11 protein-coding genes are annotated in these 15,825 nt (G+C 71.0%); 9 read left to right on the top strand and 2 right to left on the bottom strand.

Translation table 11 applies throughout. The features are described from left to right. Positions 1–52 precede the first annotated feature (52 nt). The 3 genes from SD455_RS08050 (at position 53) to SD455_RS08040 (ending at position 6,589) form a co-directional block, all read left to right on the top strand. On the top strand, positions 53–2,587 hold the full coding sequence (locus SD455_RS08050; RefSeq protein ID WP_445507777.1) for a response regulator transcription factor: 2,535 nt from the start codon (positions 53–55) through the stop codon (positions 2,585–2,587). Beyond that, positions 2,584–5,229 (top strand): LuxR C-terminal-related transcriptional regulator, encoded by a 2,646-nt coding sequence (locus SD455_RS08045; RefSeq protein ID WP_445507776.1) that lies wholly within the window; start codon positions 2,584–2,586, stop codon positions 5,227–5,229. Before SD455_RS08050 ends, SD455_RS08045 begins: the two co-directional genes overlap by 4 nt. Positions 5,230–5,296: 67 nt before the next feature. Continuing rightward, entirely contained in the window at positions 5,297–6,589 is a 1,293-nt protein-coding gene (locus SD455_RS08040; protein ID WP_445507775.1) for a thiamine-phosphate kinase, read from the top strand. Positions 6,590–6,676: 87 nt separating this feature from the next. Here SD455_RS08040 and SD455_RS08035 read toward each other — a convergent pair whose 3' ends face one another. Both SD455_RS08035 and SD455_RS08030 read right to left on the bottom strand, forming a co-directional pair. Next, positions 6,677–8,005 carry a UDP-glucose dehydrogenase family protein gene (locus SD455_RS08035; RefSeq protein ID WP_083277605.1) on the bottom strand — a complete coding sequence of 443 codons (1,329 nt, stop codon included), beginning with the start codon at positions 8,003–8,005 and terminating at the stop codon, positions 6,677–6,679. A 79-nt stretch (positions 8,006–8,084) separates the two neighbouring features. Further along, positions 8,085–8,981, bottom strand: coding sequence for an IclR family transcriptional regulator (locus SD455_RS08030; protein WP_396954320.1), 897 nt, complete (start codon positions 8,979–8,981; stop codon positions 8,085–8,087). Positions 8,982–9,178: 197 nt separating this feature from the next. Here SD455_RS08030 and leuC point away from each other — a divergent pair, with 197 nt between their 5' ends. The 6 genes from leuC (at position 9,179) to SD455_RS08000 (ending at position 15,809) form a co-directional block, all read left to right on the top strand. Continuing rightward, positions 9,179–10,624, top strand: coding sequence for a 3-isopropylmalate dehydratase large subunit (gene leuC, locus SD455_RS08025; protein WP_070161021.1), 1,446 nt, complete (start codon positions 9,179–9,181; stop codon positions 10,622–10,624). Positions 10,625–10,656: 32 nt separating this feature from the next. Further along, a complete protein-coding gene (leuD, locus tag SD455_RS08020) occupies positions 10,657–11,256 on the top strand; it encodes a 3-isopropylmalate dehydratase small subunit (RefSeq protein ID WP_070161023.1) in 600 nt (199 codons plus the stop codon). Positions 11,257–11,440: 184 nt separating this feature from the next. After that, positions 11,441–12,763, top strand: a complete 1,323-nt coding sequence (gene murA / locus SD455_RS08015; RefSeq protein ID WP_070161024.1) for a UDP-N-acetylglucosamine 1-carboxyvinyltransferase — start codon at positions 11,441–11,443, stop codon at positions 12,761–12,763. A gap of 20 nt (positions 12,764–12,783) precedes the next feature. Further along, positions 12,784–13,527 carry a lysophospholipid acyltransferase family protein gene (locus SD455_RS08010; RefSeq protein WP_445507774.1) on the top strand — a complete coding sequence of 248 codons (744 nt, stop codon included), beginning with the start codon at positions 12,784–12,786 and terminating at the stop codon, positions 13,525–13,527. A 3-nt stretch (positions 13,528–13,530) separates the two neighbouring features. Continuing rightward, entirely contained in the window at positions 13,531–14,604 is a 1,074-nt protein-coding gene (locus SD455_RS08005) for an NAD(P)H-dependent glycerol-3-phosphate dehydrogenase (protein WP_311023991.1), read from the top strand. An 8-nt stretch (positions 14,605–14,612) separates the two neighbouring features. Next, on the top strand, positions 14,613–15,809 hold the full coding sequence (locus SD455_RS08000; RefSeq protein ID WP_344685400.1) for a D-alanine--D-alanine ligase family protein: 1,197 nt from the start codon (positions 14,613–14,615) through the stop codon (positions 15,807–15,809). The last annotated feature ends 16 nt before the right edge of the window (positions 15,810–15,825 follow it).

The following is a 15,825-nucleotide window of genomic DNA, read 5'->3' as shown; positions in this document are numbered from 1 at the left end:
CGACAGCCGAGGACTTCCCTAGGATGCATGATGTATCGCTGAAAGGTGGTCCATGTCCCGCGCAGGCTCGGCCATTGTGCCAGGCGGCGCCTCACTCAGCTCCTGGGAGGCCCAGCGCCGGCAGGCACAGGAGCACTGGCAGTCATGCCCGGCACCCGCACTTCTGGTCGAGGGAGAGCATGGGCTGGCCCCGGAACGGATGGTCCACCAGATCGCCCGACGCACCGAGACGCACCTGGTGGAGATCCACGACCTCCACCGCCTGCCACGGCTCGGTGACCTGAGCGACCTGGGTGACCTGGGCGACTTGGAGGGCCTCCAGCACGTCGGCGACCTGGCCGACGCCGAGGCGGCCCGCGCAGAGGCCCCGACGACGGCGCTGCTGCTTCGTGACATCACTCGTCAACCTCCTGCCCACCTCGAGGCCGTCGACGCCGTGCTCAGAGCCGGCGCCGTCCCGGTGGCGGTCACCGCCCGCCCAGGGCCTGAGTACGGGCACCGGTTCGTCCGCGCAGCCGGTCAGGGCAGAGGGCTGCGCCTGAGGATACGTCCGCAGACCTTCCACGACACGGCGAGGACGCTGGCGGAGATGCTCGGGGCCCCTCCCACCGCCGCGCTGGCCCGCCTGATGCACCAGCATTCCCAGGGACGGATCCTCGAGCTGGAGAACCTCGTGGCGATCGGTACAGCCGAGGGCTGGATCGTCGACTCAGCCGGACGAGCGGCGGTCGCGCGGCTGCCTGCCTGGACGGATCGACGCACCAGGTCGCTCGTGGTCGACCGGCTCGCCGCGGCTGTCGGAAGTGACGGTCTGGAGGTGATGCGGCGGCTCGCCCGACGGGGCCCCCGTGAGCTGGAGGAGCTTCTGCACGGCGACCAGCCCCCTGAGGCGGTCTTCGCCCTGGAGGCCGAGGGTCTGGTCCGCCTGACGGGACGCACTGCGTCGCTGACGCACGCTCTGCATCGGCATGCCCTGTGGGAGCCGGGGGCGTCCGCGGGGAACCCCACTGGACGGGACGTCGCTGGACCCGGCGGCACCGCACAGGACGAGGGCCACGACGCCCTCGTCGCGGCCGCGGCTCTGCTGGGCGCCGGAGAGATCACCGCGATGCACGTCGCGCTGCTCAGTGCCGACGGATCGGGGACCGGCGAGCCCTGCCCGCCAGAGCCCGGTGCGGGGCGTCCTCCGGGCATGGTGGCCGAGGCGCCGGACCCCCGAGTGCGCTGTCTCTCCGCTGCCGCGCTGGCGGCCACCGGAGAGATGCACGCCGCGTTGGCGCTGCTGGGCCCGCCGCACGCCGACGTGCGGTCCGCGAGCCTGCCCGGGACCCTGCATGCCTTCATCCGATGGGGCCTGCTCCAGGACAGGATGGGACGCCCCCATCACCTCGGGACGGGTTCTGAGACCGGACTCGCCGGACGACTGCGGTCCTTCCACGATGGGGGTCCGCGGGAGTGCCTGCGCCGATTCTCGCCACCGGCGCGGCGCCCCGCGGAGGACTCGTCCCGCGGAGGAGAGCAGATCCTCCCCGATCTGGACGCCCGCCGTCTCGAACGCTGTGTCGCCCTGGCCTTGGAGGCCTACGCGGCGGCCCAACTGGATGAATGCGCGCGGGCCCGGGAGTCGCTGGCGGAACTGGAGGCGATCGGCGAGCCGGGCGTCCCGGTGGTGTGTCTGTCCTGGGTGACAGACCGGATGGGCGTCGCCCGCACTCTGCTGGACCTCAGCCTGCCGACGGTCCCCGGGGCCTTCCGGGACCGGCAGCCTCCTGAGCGGATGCTCCTCACAGCCCAGGCCGCCGGTGCGGTGGAGCTCTTCGCGGAGGTCGCCCGCGGCACCCCTCCTGAGGAGCTGCGGGAGCGCCTGGACGACCTGTGGAGCCAGTTCGAGGCCGAGGGGCCGATCGGGCATGTGACGCGTAAGCATCTGGAGGCCCTGGACTTCCTCGTCGACGGCGACAGGTCCCGTCAGCTCCAGGGCCCGCCCGGAGCGTCGGTGGCGCTCGTCGGAGAGAGTCTCGCGGATCCGTGGGTGACGGTGATCGTCGAACTCGCCCGACTCCTGCATGCCCCGGTCGAGGAGCTGACGGCGACGCTTCGCGCTCGCGGAAGACGGACCGAGGCGCTGCCAGGGGTGCGCAGGCTCATGGTTCGCTGTGTGGCGCTGCGCCGAGGCCATGACCTGCCGAGGACCGCGCTGGTGGAACTGAGGCGAGCGTGCCGACGTCTGGACGTCGAGACCGAGCTCGTCGATCTGCTGACCGCGCATCTGGCGGATGATGATGCGGCGAAGGACGAGGCCGAGGAACACCTGCGACGCCGACGTCCGCACCTGCGGCCGAGGCTGGAGGGCTCCGGCCTCGGCCCGGGTGGTCCCGTGTGGACCCAGGCGCGCATGCTGCTCTCGCCCAGGGAGCAGGAGATCGTCGAGCTGCTGCTCCGGGGGCTCTCTTCGGCCGATGTCGCCGATCGGGCCGGGATCAGCGTCAGGACGGTGCAGACGCATGTGCGGCATGTGTATCGCAAGCTGCGGGTGACCTCCCGCACTGAGCTTCGGGCGCGGCTGATCAGCAGGAGCACGCCATGATGCTGCCCTCTCCGCTGCTCGTCGACGCCCCAGACCTCCGCCCAGACCGCGCGATCGCGGATGCGGTGCTGGGGTCGCACCCGCGTGATGTGGTGCTGGCGCTGATGCCTGCCCTGTGGGGAGCCGAGGAGCTGGTCCTGCGGCTCGGCGAGCGGGCACCGCTGCATCGACTCCACGACGCGACCGCGGGCATCCCGCCCGGGCACCCGACAGGCGGGCTGCTCGTGCTGGACGAGCCCGCGGGCCAGGACCCGTCCGCCCTGGAGGCCCTCATCGCGTCCGCCGCGCAGGCCCGTCACCGGCTGGTGATCCCCCTCCGGAGCGACCTCGACGTCCCCGCACCCGTCAGGGCCCACGGGGGGACGGGGAGGGTCGTCCTCGCGGGCGTGCGCAGCCTTCGTCCCGAACAGGTGGTCGAGGCGATGGTCCGTCACCTGGAGGGGCCAGTGACGTCTTCAGCGGCGCGCCGTGTCGTGATGCTCAGCGACGGACAGCCGCAGGCGGTCCGGATGGTGCTGGAGCGCGCTCGACGGACGGGTGTCCTCCACGCCGTCGACGGGGCATGGCGGTGGCGGTCCCAGGACCAGTCCTTCCGGTGGGCCTTGGCCGAAGGGCTGCCCGAGCTGCTGGCGGGCCTCGACGCGGCCGAGCATGAGCTGCTGCGTGTCATCTCCTGCGCTTGGAGGCTTCCGGAGTCCTGGGCGGTGGGGCGTTTCGGCGTCGAGGTGGTGGACAGCCTCCTGGCGCAGGGCCTGATCTCCGCGACGGACGGCACCCCGCACGGTCCCACCGTGCTCGCGGTGAGGTCGGGGATGCTGGGTCTCGGGCTGAGCACGGAGCTGCGGCCGGCAGAGGACGCTCGGCTCTGGTACACGGCCGGGTCCGCCGTCCACCAGGAGGCGGTCGGTCCCGCCGCCCAGGCCGGGATCGCCTGGTGGGCCGCTCGAGTGGGTCGGTCGATCCCGGCCGGAGAGGCCCTCGGCGCCGCCGAAGCCGCACTGCAGCGGTCCTGGCCGCGGGCGGCGCTGAGCATCCTCGACGCCGCCGCGGGGCAGCCCGACGGTGCGCGGACAGCTGCCCGGGTCCGCAGCCTCCTGGGGCTCGGCCGCGTCAGGGAGGGAGTGCGGCACATGGAGGATCTCGTCGACGCCGCGCAGCCGCCCCTGACGCCGGGGTTCACCGCGGTGCTGCGTGAGGTGCTCCTGCTCGCTCGTCGACTCGAGATCTTCCGTCCCGAGCTCGTCGGTCCGGTGCGGCGTCGGCTGTCAGCCGCTCTCGGCCCCTCGGCGACTCCGAGCATCGACCGGGTCACCGTGCTGCTCGAGGAGCCCTGTTCGGCCGGCGCCGCAGACCCGGAAGGGCTCGGGGAGGTGCGTCAGTGGCTTCGCGAACTCGGTCGGGTCCGCGAGGAGGCGCCGCGGGACGAGGGCGTGATGGCTCAGCTGATCATCGGCACTCGACTGGGGCTGCGGCGGCATCCGGACTTCGGCAGACTGGTGCTCTCCTCGCTGGTCGACGAGCTCTCCGCCGACGGCGGCAGCCCGGACGTGGAGGAGTGCGCCCGCGCGGTGCTGCAGATGCTGACCATGATCGCCGGTTGGCGCACGGACACTCTGCGCCTCGAGCTGGAGGCATGGCGGCACGCCGACGGCGATGCCGGCACGGCCCTTGCCGTGGACGACATCATCGGCGCCGTGGCGGCCATGCAGGGGGACCGCATGGCCACCGCCGCGCAGCTGGCCGTCGCAGCGCTGGAGGCGTGGTGGGAGGACGATCCCTACGGCCTCGCGGGGTTCGCCGCAGCCGTCCACGCCGCCTGCGCCTCCTACGTGGGCCCGGTGCGCCACCGGCAGGCTCGCGAGCTCCTGCAGGAGGCCACGCAGGGGGAGGGACGCTCGGTGACGTGCGGCGAGACGGGTCTGCCGGAGCTGCGCCTCGTCTCCGAGGGGATGGCGCTCATCGGCGGCGGCCCGCCGGCGCAGGAGGTGGCCCACCAGCTGGCGAGCCTCGGAGCGAGGGCCCGAGCCGCAGGGGAATGGGCGCAGGAGCAGCAGCTGCTGCTGCTCAGCGTGCTCAGCGGGTGGCCGCCCGCCGCGCAGGCCATCCTCAGCTCCTCCTGGGTCCGATCGGGCGGCAGGGCTCGGATGATCGTCCTGCTCGCCGAGGCGATGACGACCGATTCCGGAGATCGTGCGCTGGAGATCGCGGAGACGCTCCTGGACGCCGACGCGGAGTTCTTCGGCTGCTCCATCCTGCTGGTGCGTTGGCAGTCTCGGGCCGAGCTCGACGTCGGCCAGCGCGCTCGCCTCGTCGGGGCGGTGCGCCGGGCCCAGCGGTCCGCCCCGGAGGCGTCCTGGGTGTTGGGTGCCTTCACGGAGCTGGCCCTGAGCCTGCGGGAGCACCGGGTCCTGACCTTCCTGCAGGAGGGGTTGAGCACGCGGGAGGCTGCCGCGGAGCTCCACCTCTCGCCGCGGACGGTGGAGGCGGTGGTCTCCGGGCTGCTGCAGCGCTTCTCGTGCCGGAACCGGCTGGAGCTGCTGCAGCTGGGACTGGTGGAGGACGAGCCGCCGGCACAGGACGAGCAGACGGTGGAGGCCACCGGCCGCGGGTGGCCCCTGGCAGGCCCGCCAGGTGCGGGGTGATCGGTGAGCCTGACGGGCGGCAAGGACCGGGGGAGGGGTGCCCGGGTCTGCATGGGATCATGGAGACATGTCTGACCTGCGCCGACAGGACTCGGCCCTCTCCGCCGACGGCTCCGTCCATCCGGCCCCGGTGCCGCTGAGATCTGACGCCGGGGCTCACACCGATGCTCACACTGATGCTGACACTGATGCTGACACCGTCGGGCAGCTGGGTGAGGACCGCGTGCTGTCCGCCTTGCGCGAGGTCATCGACGCCCACAACCGTGAGGCTCTCCGCGCCGAGGCCGCCACGCAGAGCCGGGCCGCCGGAGACGCCGCCGCCGGACCGATGCCGGTGGGACCGGGTGACGACGCCGCGGTCCTGCAGCTCGCGGACCATCGGCTGGTGGCCACTACGGACACCATGAGCGAGGGCCAGGACTTCCGGCACCGCTGGTGGTCCGACCCTGCGCAGGAGGCGCGGAGCGTCGGTGTCAAGGCCGCCGCCCAGAACCTCTCGGACCTCAGTGGCATGGGGGCGCGGCCGACGGCTCTGCTGGTCAGTCTGACGCTGCCCCCGAGCACCGCCGTGTCCTGGGCGGTCGGCGTCATGGAGGGCATCTCTGAGGCAGCCTCGGTCGCCGGTGCGGCGGGATGCCTGATCGCGGGCGGGGACCTGGGCTCGGGGGAGACGGTGTCCGTGACCATCACCGCGTTGGGGCGTCCTGCTGGTGCCACGAGCCTGCTGCGCGACGGCGCCCGTCCGGGAGACCAGCTCGCCGTCTGCGGAGCACTGGGGCATGCGGCGGCCGGCCTGCGCCTGCTGGAGTCCGGGCTGCAGGCTCCCGAGCCGACGGAGGGGCTCGGCGACGGGATGCTGGAGGCCTGCCTGAGCGCTCAGACCTGCCCGGCCCCGGACCTCACCGCGGGACCGCGGGCGACCGCCGCCGGCGCCACCGCCGGCATGGACGTCTCGGACGGGCTGCTGCGCGACGCGGCCCGGCTGGCCCGGGCCTCCGACGTCGCCCTGCTGCTCGACACCCATGCGCTGCGGGAGCAGGCCGCCGCTCTGGAGGGGATCGCCGACCGTCTGCGGCCCCGAACGGGTCAGGATGTCCAGGAGGTCCCTGAGACGCAGGAGGCCCACCCTGCGCCGTCGTCGGGGGCCCTCTCGGAGGTCGCGATGACGGCCCTGCGGCTCGTGCTCCACGGCGGCGAGGACTACGCGCTGCTGGCCACCTTCCCAGGTGGGTCCCCGCTGCCCGCGGGGTTCCGCCGCATCGGCGAGGTGCGCAGACACGACGGTGCCCCCGGCGTGATCACCGGGGGCACCGTCGAGCGTCTTGTGGACGAGGGCTGGGACTCCCTGCACGAGTCCTGATCCGCTGGCGTCCTGGGCCGCCCGTGGTCCGAACGGCGCCGTCCGGGCTGGCCCTCAGCCGTGGCCGGACCCAGTCATGGCTGGGTCTCAGTCCTGCGGGAACATCCGGCCCAGCTGGGCGAAGGTCCATCCGGCGGACTCCCACTGGCCCGCGTCCAGCACGTGGCGCGCGTCCAGGAAGTTCCTGGCAGCCACCACGTCCTCCAGATCCGCGGGCGTGAGGGCCTTGAACTCGTTCCACTCGGTGGTGAGCACCACGAGGTCGGCGTCCCGGGCCGCCTCGGCCAGCGAGTCGACGTATCCGAGCCGGGGGAAGCGCTTCGCGGCGTTCGCGTTGCCCTCCGGGTCGTAGACGAACACGTCGGCGCCGGCGTTGAACAGGCGGTTGGCCACATCCAGACCGGGGGAGTCCCGCACGTCGTCGGAGAGCGGCTTGAACGTCACGCCGAGCACGGCGATGCGCCGCCCGGCGAGGTCGCCGAGGATCTGTTCGGAGAGGGTGACCACGCGCTCGCGGCGACGCAGGTTGATCTGGTCCATCTCGTTGAGGAAGGTCATCGTGTGGTCCAGGCCGAGCTCGGAGACACGGGTCTGCAGGGCTCGGATGTCCTTGGGGAGGCAGCCGCCGCCGAATCCGACGCCGGCGTTGAGGAACTTGCGGCCGATGCGGGTGTCATGGCCGATGGCGTCCGCCAAGGTGCGGATGTCGCCGCCCACGGTCTCGGTCACCTCGGAGAAGGCGTTGATGAAGGAGATCTTGGTGGCCAGGAACGCGTTCGCGGCGACCTTGACCAGTTCCGCGGTCTCGAAGTCGGTGCTGACCCAGGGGGTCTCACGGCCGAGCGCCTCGGCGTAGACCTCGCGCAGCACGGCCTCGTCGGCCTCGGAACCGACGCCGACCACCAGCCGGTCGGGGCGGAGGGTGTCCTCCACAGCGAAGCCCTCGCGCAGGAACTCGGGGTTCCATGCCAGCGAGACGGAGACGTCGTCGCGGGACTCCTCGGCGATGAGGCTGCTGAGCCGACGCGCGGTGCCCACCGGCACGGTGGACTTGCCGACGATGAGGGAGTCCTTGGTGATGGCCTGAGCCAGGGAGACCGCGGCGGTGTCCACGTAGGTCAGGTCGGCCCCGGTGCCGCCGGCCTGCTGCGGGGTCCCGACGGCGATGAAATGGACGTCCGCCCATCCGCCGACGGCCTCCAGGTCAGTCGTGAAGCGCAGCCGGCCGGAGTCGACGTGGCGGCGGATGAGCTCGGGCAGGCCGGGCTCGTGGAAGGGCAGGTCTCCGCGGGAGAGATGTTCGATCTTCTCCGGGTCGACGTCGACGCCGACGACGTCGAAGCCCAGCTCCGCCATGCAGGCGGCGTGCGTGGCGCCCAGATATCCGGTACCGATGACACTGATGTTCTTGATCACGGACCCATCATAGGTGGGAGGTGACCGGCAGTGAGGGACGGCCCTGTCTGCGGCCTGTCTGTGACGGCTCGGAGCCCGGTCAGTGCCGTCCGAGATCCTCCCCCAGCCCGTGCTCGGCAGCGTCCGGGTTCTTCCTCACCAGCTCGGTCAGCTGGTGGGCGGCCTGGACCACCACCTCGGCGTGCTGGCGGCCCGGCTGCCTGGTCAGCCGCTCGATCGGGCCGGAGATGGACACTGCGGCGATCACGCGTCCGGAAGGGCCACGGACGGGGGCGGAGACCGATGCCACTCCGGGCTCCCGTTCGCCCAGGGACTCGCCCCAGCCGCGCCGCCGGACGCCGGCCAGCACCGTGGGGGTGAACCGGGCGCCCTGCAGCCCCTCGACGAGGCGCTCATGGTCCTCCCAGGCCAGCAGGACCTGCGCGGCGGAGCCGGCCTTCATGGAGAGCTGGGTCCCCACGGGGATGGAGTCGCGCAGGCCGATGGGCCGCTCCGCCGAGGCCACGCAGACGCGGGCGTCGCCCTGGCGGCGATAGAGCTGCGAGCTCTCTCCGGTGGCGTCCCGCAGCTTGAGCAGGATGGGGCCGGCCGCCGAGACGAGTCGGTCGTCTCCTGCGGCGGAGGCCAGCTCCGCCAGGCGGGATCCGATCACGTAGCGTCCCCGCACGTCGCGGCTGAGGAAGCGGTGGTGGATCAGCGCGGAGGCGAGTCGGTGCACGGTGGGACGCGCCAGCCCGGTGCACTCCACGAGCTGCGCCAGGGACGCCGGTCCGGCCTCCAGGGCGTCGAGGATCATCACGGACTTGTCCACGACGCCGATCCCGGACGGAGTGTGCAGCGGCCGCGGCGGATCCAGGGGAGGCTCGGTGGGCCTCGTGCGCGGCGGGGTGCTCGGCGAAGCCCCGGCCCGGGCGGAGGCGGGGCCGGTCGGTCGGGAGGCGCCGGATCGGGGAGCGCCGGATCGAGGGCTGGACATGGTCGACATCATACTGCGAAAAGCCCGGAAATCTCAGATAGTGAGACCTCGTGTCGCTGTCGGGGAGGGCACGGGACGCGCACACTCCTCTCTGCCGACCGGGCGTGTTCAGATAGTGAGACCCGGGCCTGCAGGTCTGGATACCATCTGGCATCGGTGCTTCTGTAGTGGTATAAGGCCGATTTCAGGAGGACCCCATGGCGGACAAGCCGCTGACGATGGCGGAGAAGGTGTGGCGCGAGCACGTCGTCGTGCCCGGTGAGGAGAAGGGCGGGCAGCGCACGCCGGACCTGCTCTACATCGACCTGCACCTCGTCCACGAGGTGACGTCGCCGCAGGCCTTCGAAGGGCTGCGGCTGGCCGACCGGCCCGTGCGCCGGCCTGATCTCACGATCGCCACCGAGGACCACAACACCCCGACCCTGGAGATCGACAAGCCGATCGCCGACCCGATCAGCCGCAAGCAGGTCGACACGCTGCGTGCGAACGCCGAGGAGTTCGGCATCCGGCTGCATTCGCTGGGCGATGACGACCAGGGCATCGTCCACGTCGTGGGCCCGCAGCTCGGACTCACCCAGCCCGGGATGACCGTGGTGTGCGGAGACTCCCACACCTCCACCCACGGAGCGTTCGGAGCTCTGGCCATGGGCATCGGGACCTCCGAGGTCGAGCATGTGCTGGCCACCCAGACGCTGTCGCTCAAGCCGTTCAAGACCATGGCGATCACAGTGGAGGGCACGCTGAAGCCGGGAGTCAGCTCCAAGGACATCATCCTGGCGGTCATCGCCAAGATCGGCACCGGAGGCGGCCAGGGCTATGTGCTCGAATACCGCGGCTCGGCGATCGAACAGCTCTCGATGGACGCCCGGATGACCATCTGCAACATGTCGATCGAGGCCGGCGCCAGAGCCGGCATGATCGCCCCCGATGAGACCACTTTCGACTACATCAAGGGACGTCCCCACGCGCCGCAGGGCGCGGACTGGGACGCGGCCGTCGAGAACTGGCGTGCGCTGCGCACCGACGCCGGCGCAGAGTTCGACGCCGAGGTCGTGATCGACGCCGATGCGCTCGAGCCCTTCGTCACCTGGGGCACCAACCCGGGCCAGGGCGTGAGCCTCTCCGACACGGTGCCGGCTCCGGAGGACTTCGACGACCCCGTGGACCGGGAGTCCGCCGAGCGGGCCCTGAAGTACATGGACCTCGCCCCGGGTACGCCGATGCGGGACATCCGGGTGGACACCGTGTTCCTGGGATCCTGCACCAACTCGCGGATGGAGGACCTGCGGGCGGCCGCGGGGATCATCCGCGGTCGGGAGAAGGACCCTCAGGTGCGCATGATCGTGGTCCCCGGCTCCCAGAGGGTCCGTCTGCAGGCTGAGGCCGAGGGGCTGGACCAGGTGTTCAAGGAGTTCGGGGCCGAGTGGCGCTTCGCCGGGTGCTCGATGTGCCTGGGCATGAACCCGGACCAGCTGCAGCCGGGGGAGCGGTGCGCCTCCACGTCGAACCGCAACTTCGAAGGGCGCCAGGGCAAAGGTGGTCGCACGCACCTGGTGTCTCCGGTCGTGGCGGCGGCCACGGCGGTCCGCGGCACGCTCTCTGCGCCGTCGGACGTCCTGTCCACCGAGCCCCAGCCGGCCTGACCGGCGTGCCCCGACGAGGAGCTGACATAGCTATGGAACCCATCATTCGACACACCGGCGTCGGCGTGCCGCTGCGCGCCTCCAACGTCGACACCGACCAGATCATCCCGGCGGTGTACCTGAAGAGGATCACCCGCACCGGATTCGAGGACGCTCTGTTCTCGTCCTGGCGCAAGGATCCGGAGTTCGTCCTGAACCAGCCGGCCTACGCCCAGGGCACGGTGCTGGTGGCCGGCCCCGACTTCGGCACCGGCTCTTCCCGGGAGCACGCCGTCTGGGCGCTGAAGGACTACGGCTTCCGGGTGGTCGTCGCCTCCCGCTTCGCCGACATCTTCCGCGGCAACTCGGGCAAGCAGGGGCTGGTCACCGCTCAGGTGGCCCAGCCCGACGTCGAACTCATCTGGAAGGAGCTCGAGAAGGAGCCCGGCGCCGAGGTGCAGGTCGATCTGGAGGCCCGCACCGTGCGCTGCGGCTCGGTCGAGGCGAGCTTCGAGATCGACGACTACACGCGCTGGCGCCTCATGGAGGGGCTTGACGACATCTCCCTGACCCTCACCCGGGCGGAGGACATCGAGCAGTTCGAGGCCACCCGGCCCGAGTGGAAGCCGAAGACGCTGCCGGCCAGGATCTGAGACGGCTGCGGGTGTGACGCGGATCGCCGTCATCCTGGGGATCTGCTGAGTGCGAGCTGGACATCCGGTCCGTCATGGAATCGTTGCCTTCCCCCACGGCGGAATTGTCCGGGGGAGGCGTCCGGGTTGGATACAGTGGCATGGCTACATCTCCTGTGCTTCACGAAGGGACCGTCGAGTCACTATGGCCAAACTGCTCACCATCCAGGGTGGAAAGCCCCTCGAGGGCAGCGTCCGCGTCCGCGGCGCGAAGAACCTCGTCCCGAAGGCCATGGTCGCCTCTCTGCTCGGCAGCGAACCCTCGGAGCTCCGGAACGTCCCGGAGATCAAGGACGTCGAGATCGTCAAGAATCTGCTGACCATCCACGGCGTGACCGTCGACGTCGACCCGGAGACGGGGGACCTCACTCTGGACCCGCGCCGGATGCGCAACGCCGAGCACTCGGAGATCGACACCCACGCCGGAGACTCGCGGATCCCGATCCTGTTCTGCGGTCCGCTGATGCACAAGAACGGTGAGGCGTTCATCCCCGATCTCGGCGGGTGCCGCATCGGAGACCGTCCCATCGACTACCACCTCGAGGTGCTGCGCAACTTCGGCGCCGTGGTGGACAAGCAGGTCACGGGCATCCACATCACCGCTCCGAAGGGCCTCAAGGGTGCCAAGCTCGACCTGCCCTACCCGTCCGTGGGGGCCACGGAGCAGGTGCTGCTCACGGCCGTCATGGCCGAAGGCATCACGGAGCTGAAGAACGCGGCGGTCGAGCCGGAGATCCACGATCTGATCGCCATCCTGCAGCAGATGGGCGCGATCATCTCCGTGAACACCGATCGCACCATCCGGATCGAAGGTGTGGACCGACTCAGCGGCTTCAAGCATCGGGCCATCCCGGACCGCAACGAGTCGGCGTCCTGGGCGTCGGCGGCGCTGGTGACCCGTGGTGACATCTACGTGCGCGGAGCGGCCCAGCGGGACCTGACCGCCTTCCTGAACACCTATCGGAAGATCGGCGGCGAGTTCGAGGTCGACGACGACGGGATCCGGTTCTGGCATGCCGGCGAGCCGCTCAAGCCCTTGGTGCTGGAGACCGACGTGCACCCGGGCTTCATGACCGACTGGCAGCAGCCCATGGTCGTGGCCCTCACTCAGGCCCACGGCGTGTCCATCGTCCATGAGACGGTCTATGAGAACCGCTTCGGCTTCACCGAGGCGCTCAAGCGCATGGGGGCCTCCATCCAGCTGCACCGTGAGTGCCTCGGGTCCAATCCCTGCCGCTTCGGCCAGCGCAACTTCCTCCACTCCGCTGTGATCTCCGGGCCGTCGGAGCTGAAGGGCACCGACATCGACGTGCCGGACCTGCGCGGCGGCTTCTCCCACCTCATCGCCGCGCTGGCAGCTCAGGGCACCTCCCGGGTCACCGGGATCGAGATCATCAATCGCGGCTATGAGCGGTTCATCGACAAGATCGCAGGACTCGGCGCCGACGTCGAGATGACTGAGCGCTGAGCCTCGGTAGGCTTCTGTCTGTGACTTCCCGACGAGACGACGCGCCCTCGCTGGGCTTCCGCACCGCCGCCGCCGTCGTGCGCCCTGCCCTGAACCTCGTGATCGGCAAGCAGTGGGACGGGCTCGACCGGCTGCCCCGGCAGGGGTACATCGTGGTGGCCAACCACGTCACCGAGATCGACCCGCTGGCCGTGGCCCACGCGGTCTACAGCTCCGGGAGCACGCCGCACTTCCTGGCGAAGGACGCCCTGTTCCGGGCTCCGGCGCTGGGGACCCTGCTGCGTCGGCTCCAGCAGATCCCGGTGGCCCGTGACCAGCGGGACGCCCAGTCGTCGCTGGCCGTGGCGGGTGAGGTCATCGCTCAGGGCGGGGCCATCATCATCTATCCCGAGGGCACGCTGACGCGGGATCCGCAGCTGTGGCCCATGCGTGCGAAGACCGGGGCGGCGCGTCTCGCGCTGACCACCGGAGCGCCGGTGGTGCCGATCACCCACTGGGGCGTCCAGGACCTCCTGGCGCCCTACGGCCGCGTGCCCACGGTGCTGCCCCGTCCGCGCTATCGGCTGCTCGTCGGTGACGAGGTCGACCTCTCGGACCTCCGGGAGGGCCCCATGACCCGCACGGCGCTGGCCCGGGCCACGGAGCGCATCGAAGATGCGCTCACGGCCGGCGTGGCTGAGCTGCGCGGTGAGGAGCCCCCTGAGCTCATCTGGGACCGTGCCCTGCGCCAGCGTGTTCCGCGCCGTCAGATCGAGGAGTCGTGATCCATGAGCGCACAGAGCGTCAGACCGTCCACCGGGGCTCCTGAGGGAGCGCCCGGGGCCGCACGCATCGCCGTGCTCGGCGCCGGCAGCTGGGGGACCACCTTCGCCAAGGTCCTCGGCGACGCCGCCGTGGCCTCGGGGGCCCCTGCGGAGATCGTGCTGTGGGCTCGCCGCGAGGAGATCGCCCGTGAGATCACCGAGCGACGGACGAACTCCACCTACCTGGGGGACATCGTCCTGCCTCCGGGCATCCGCGCGACCACCGACGTCGCCGAGGCCGTCACCGGTGCCGAGGTCGTGGTGCTGGCGGTCCCGGCGCAGTCGCTGCGGTCGCACCTGGCCGCCGTCGGTGCGGCGTTGGGTGAGCGTGCCGTGCTGGTGTCCCTGATCAAGGGGCTCGAGCGAGGCTCGGACATGCGCATGTCCGAGGTCATCATCGAGGAACTCGGCGTCGGGGCCGATCGTGTCGCCGTCGTCTCCGGCCCGAACCTCGCCATGGAGATCGCCCGCCAGGAGCCCACCGCGTCGGTCGTCGCCTGTGAGGACGCCGCCGTCGCCGAACGTGTCGCCGCGCTGTGCAACAATCCCTACTTCCGGCCCTACACGAACACTGACGTCGTGGGCGTGGAGATCGCCGGCATCGTGAAGAACGTGATCGCCCTGGCCGTGGGGATCTGCGACGGACAACGGCTCGGAGACAACTCCAAGGCATCCGTGATCACCCGCGGCCTCGCCGAGACGACCCGTCTGGCGACCGTGCTCGGCGGTCGTCTGGAGACCTTCTCCGGCCTCGCAGGGCTGGGGGACCTGGTGGCGACCTGCGCCTCTCCGCTGTCCCGGAACCGGACCGCGGGGCGTCTGCTGGGAGACGGCCTGTCCGCGGATGAGGTGACCGCCGAGCTGACACAGACCGCCGAGGGCATGAAGTCCGGATCGGCGGTGGTCGATCTGGCCCGCCGCCACGGTGTGGAGATGCCGATCTCCGAGGCCGTCGTAGCAGTCCTGGACGGATCCCTGGCTGTGGACCGGATCGCCACCCTCCTGCTCGCCCGAGACCTCAAACCCGAAGGGAAGTGACTCCTTCCATGTCCGAGAGCACAGCGCCGCGCACCACCGTCGATGACGGACTGCGGGTGGCTTCCCAGGGCTCGAGCGCCCGTCCGCGCGTGCTGGTCCTCTACGGCGGGCAGTCCTCGGAGCATGCCGTCTCCTGTGTGACGGCCGCCGGAGTGCTGAAGGCCGTCGACGGGGAGCGGTTCGACGTCGTGCCTGTCGGGATCACCTCGAACGGGCAGTGGACCCGTCCGGCGGTGGACCCCCGCACCCACACCTTCGCCGACGGCGAGCTGCCCCGGGTGCTGCCCACCGAGTCCACCGTGGCCCTGCACGGCGCCTCCAACGGCACCGGGGAACGTCGGTGCGAGCTCCTGGAGGTCGGTCCGGCGGGGAAGACGTCCTCCCTGGGTCCGGTGGACGTCGTGCTGCCGCTGCTGCACGGCCCCTTCGGCGAGGACGGCACGGTGCAGGGGCTGCTCGAGTCGGTCGGCGTGCCCTATGTGGGAGCTGGGGTGCTCGCCTCCGCCGTCGGAATGGACAAGCACTTCATGAAGCTGGCCTTCGAGGCCGCCGGGCTGACGGTGGGGCCCTATGAGACGCTGACGGCCCGCCAGTGGCGCCGAGACCCGGGGGCAGCCCTCCAACGGGTGCGCGGCCTGAATCTTCCGGTGTTCGTCAAGCCCGCTCGGGCCGGGTCCTCGGTGGGGATCACCCGGGTCGATGCCTGGGAGCAGTTGGAGGAGGCCGTCGCCCTGGCCCAGAAGCATGACCCGAAGGTCGTCGTGGAACAGGGGATCTCGGGCCGCGAGATCGAATGCGGCGTGCTGGACGGCCATGACGGTCAGCCGCCCCGGGCTTCCCAGCTGGGGGAGATCGTGGTCCACGACGGCGGCGAGTCCCACCAGTTCTATGACTTCACGGCCAAATACACGGATGCTGCGGCCGCCGACCTCAGCTGTCCTGCCGACCTGCCTGTCGAGGCGGCCGAGGAGATCCGGCGTCAGGCGGTCGTCGCCTTCGAGGCGGTGGACGCTGAGGGGATTTCGCGGGTGGACTTCTTCTACACCGACGACGGCGACGTCGTGATCAACGAGATCAACACCATGCCGGGGTTCACGCCGATCAGCATGTATCCGCAGATGTGGCACGCCACCGGGATCCAGTACCCGGAGCTCATCGCCGAGCTCATCACGCTGGCCCTGCAGCGGCCCGTCGGCCTGCGCTGACCCGGCCTGCGCTGAT

The organism is Nesterenkonia sp. K-15-9-6, from assembly GCF_052656005.1.
Note: the sequence above shows the minus strand (reverse complement) of the source record. Positions and strands in the feature narration are given on the sequence as shown.

Excerpts from the sequence above, each read along its gene's own strand:
- SD455_RS08050 (WP_445507777.1), top strand. The coding sequence starts at position 53 with ATGTCCCGCGCAGGCTCGGCCATTGTGCCAGGCGGCGCCTCACTCAGC.
- SD455_RS08045 (WP_445507776.1), top strand. The coding sequence starts at position 2,584 with ATGATGCTGCCCTCTCCGCTGCTCGTCGACGCCCCAGACCTCCGCCCA.
- SD455_RS08040 (WP_445507775.1), top strand. The coding sequence starts at position 5,297 with ATGTCTGACCTGCGCCGACAGGACTCGGCCCTCTCCGCCGACGGCTCC.
- SD455_RS08030 (WP_396954320.1), bottom strand. The coding sequence starts at position 8,981 with ATGTCCAGCCCTCGATCCGGCGCTCCCCGATCCGGCGCCTCCCGACCG.
- leuC (WP_070161021.1), top strand. The coding sequence starts at position 9,179 with ATGGCGGACAAGCCGCTGACGATGGCGGAGAAGGTGTGGCGCGAGCAC.
- leuD (WP_070161023.1), top strand. The coding sequence starts at position 10,657 with ATGGAACCCATCATTCGACACACCGGCGTCGGCGTGCCGCTGCGCGCC.
- murA (WP_070161024.1), top strand. The coding sequence starts at position 11,441 with ATGGCCAAACTGCTCACCATCCAGGGTGGAAAGCCCCTCGAGGGCAGC.
- SD455_RS08005 (WP_311023991.1), top strand. The coding sequence starts at position 13,531 with ATGAGCGCACAGAGCGTCAGACCGTCCACCGGGGCTCCTGAGGGAGCG.
- SD455_RS08000 (WP_344685400.1), top strand. The coding sequence starts at position 14,613 with ATGTCCGAGAGCACAGCGCCGCGCACCACCGTCGATGACGGACTGCGG.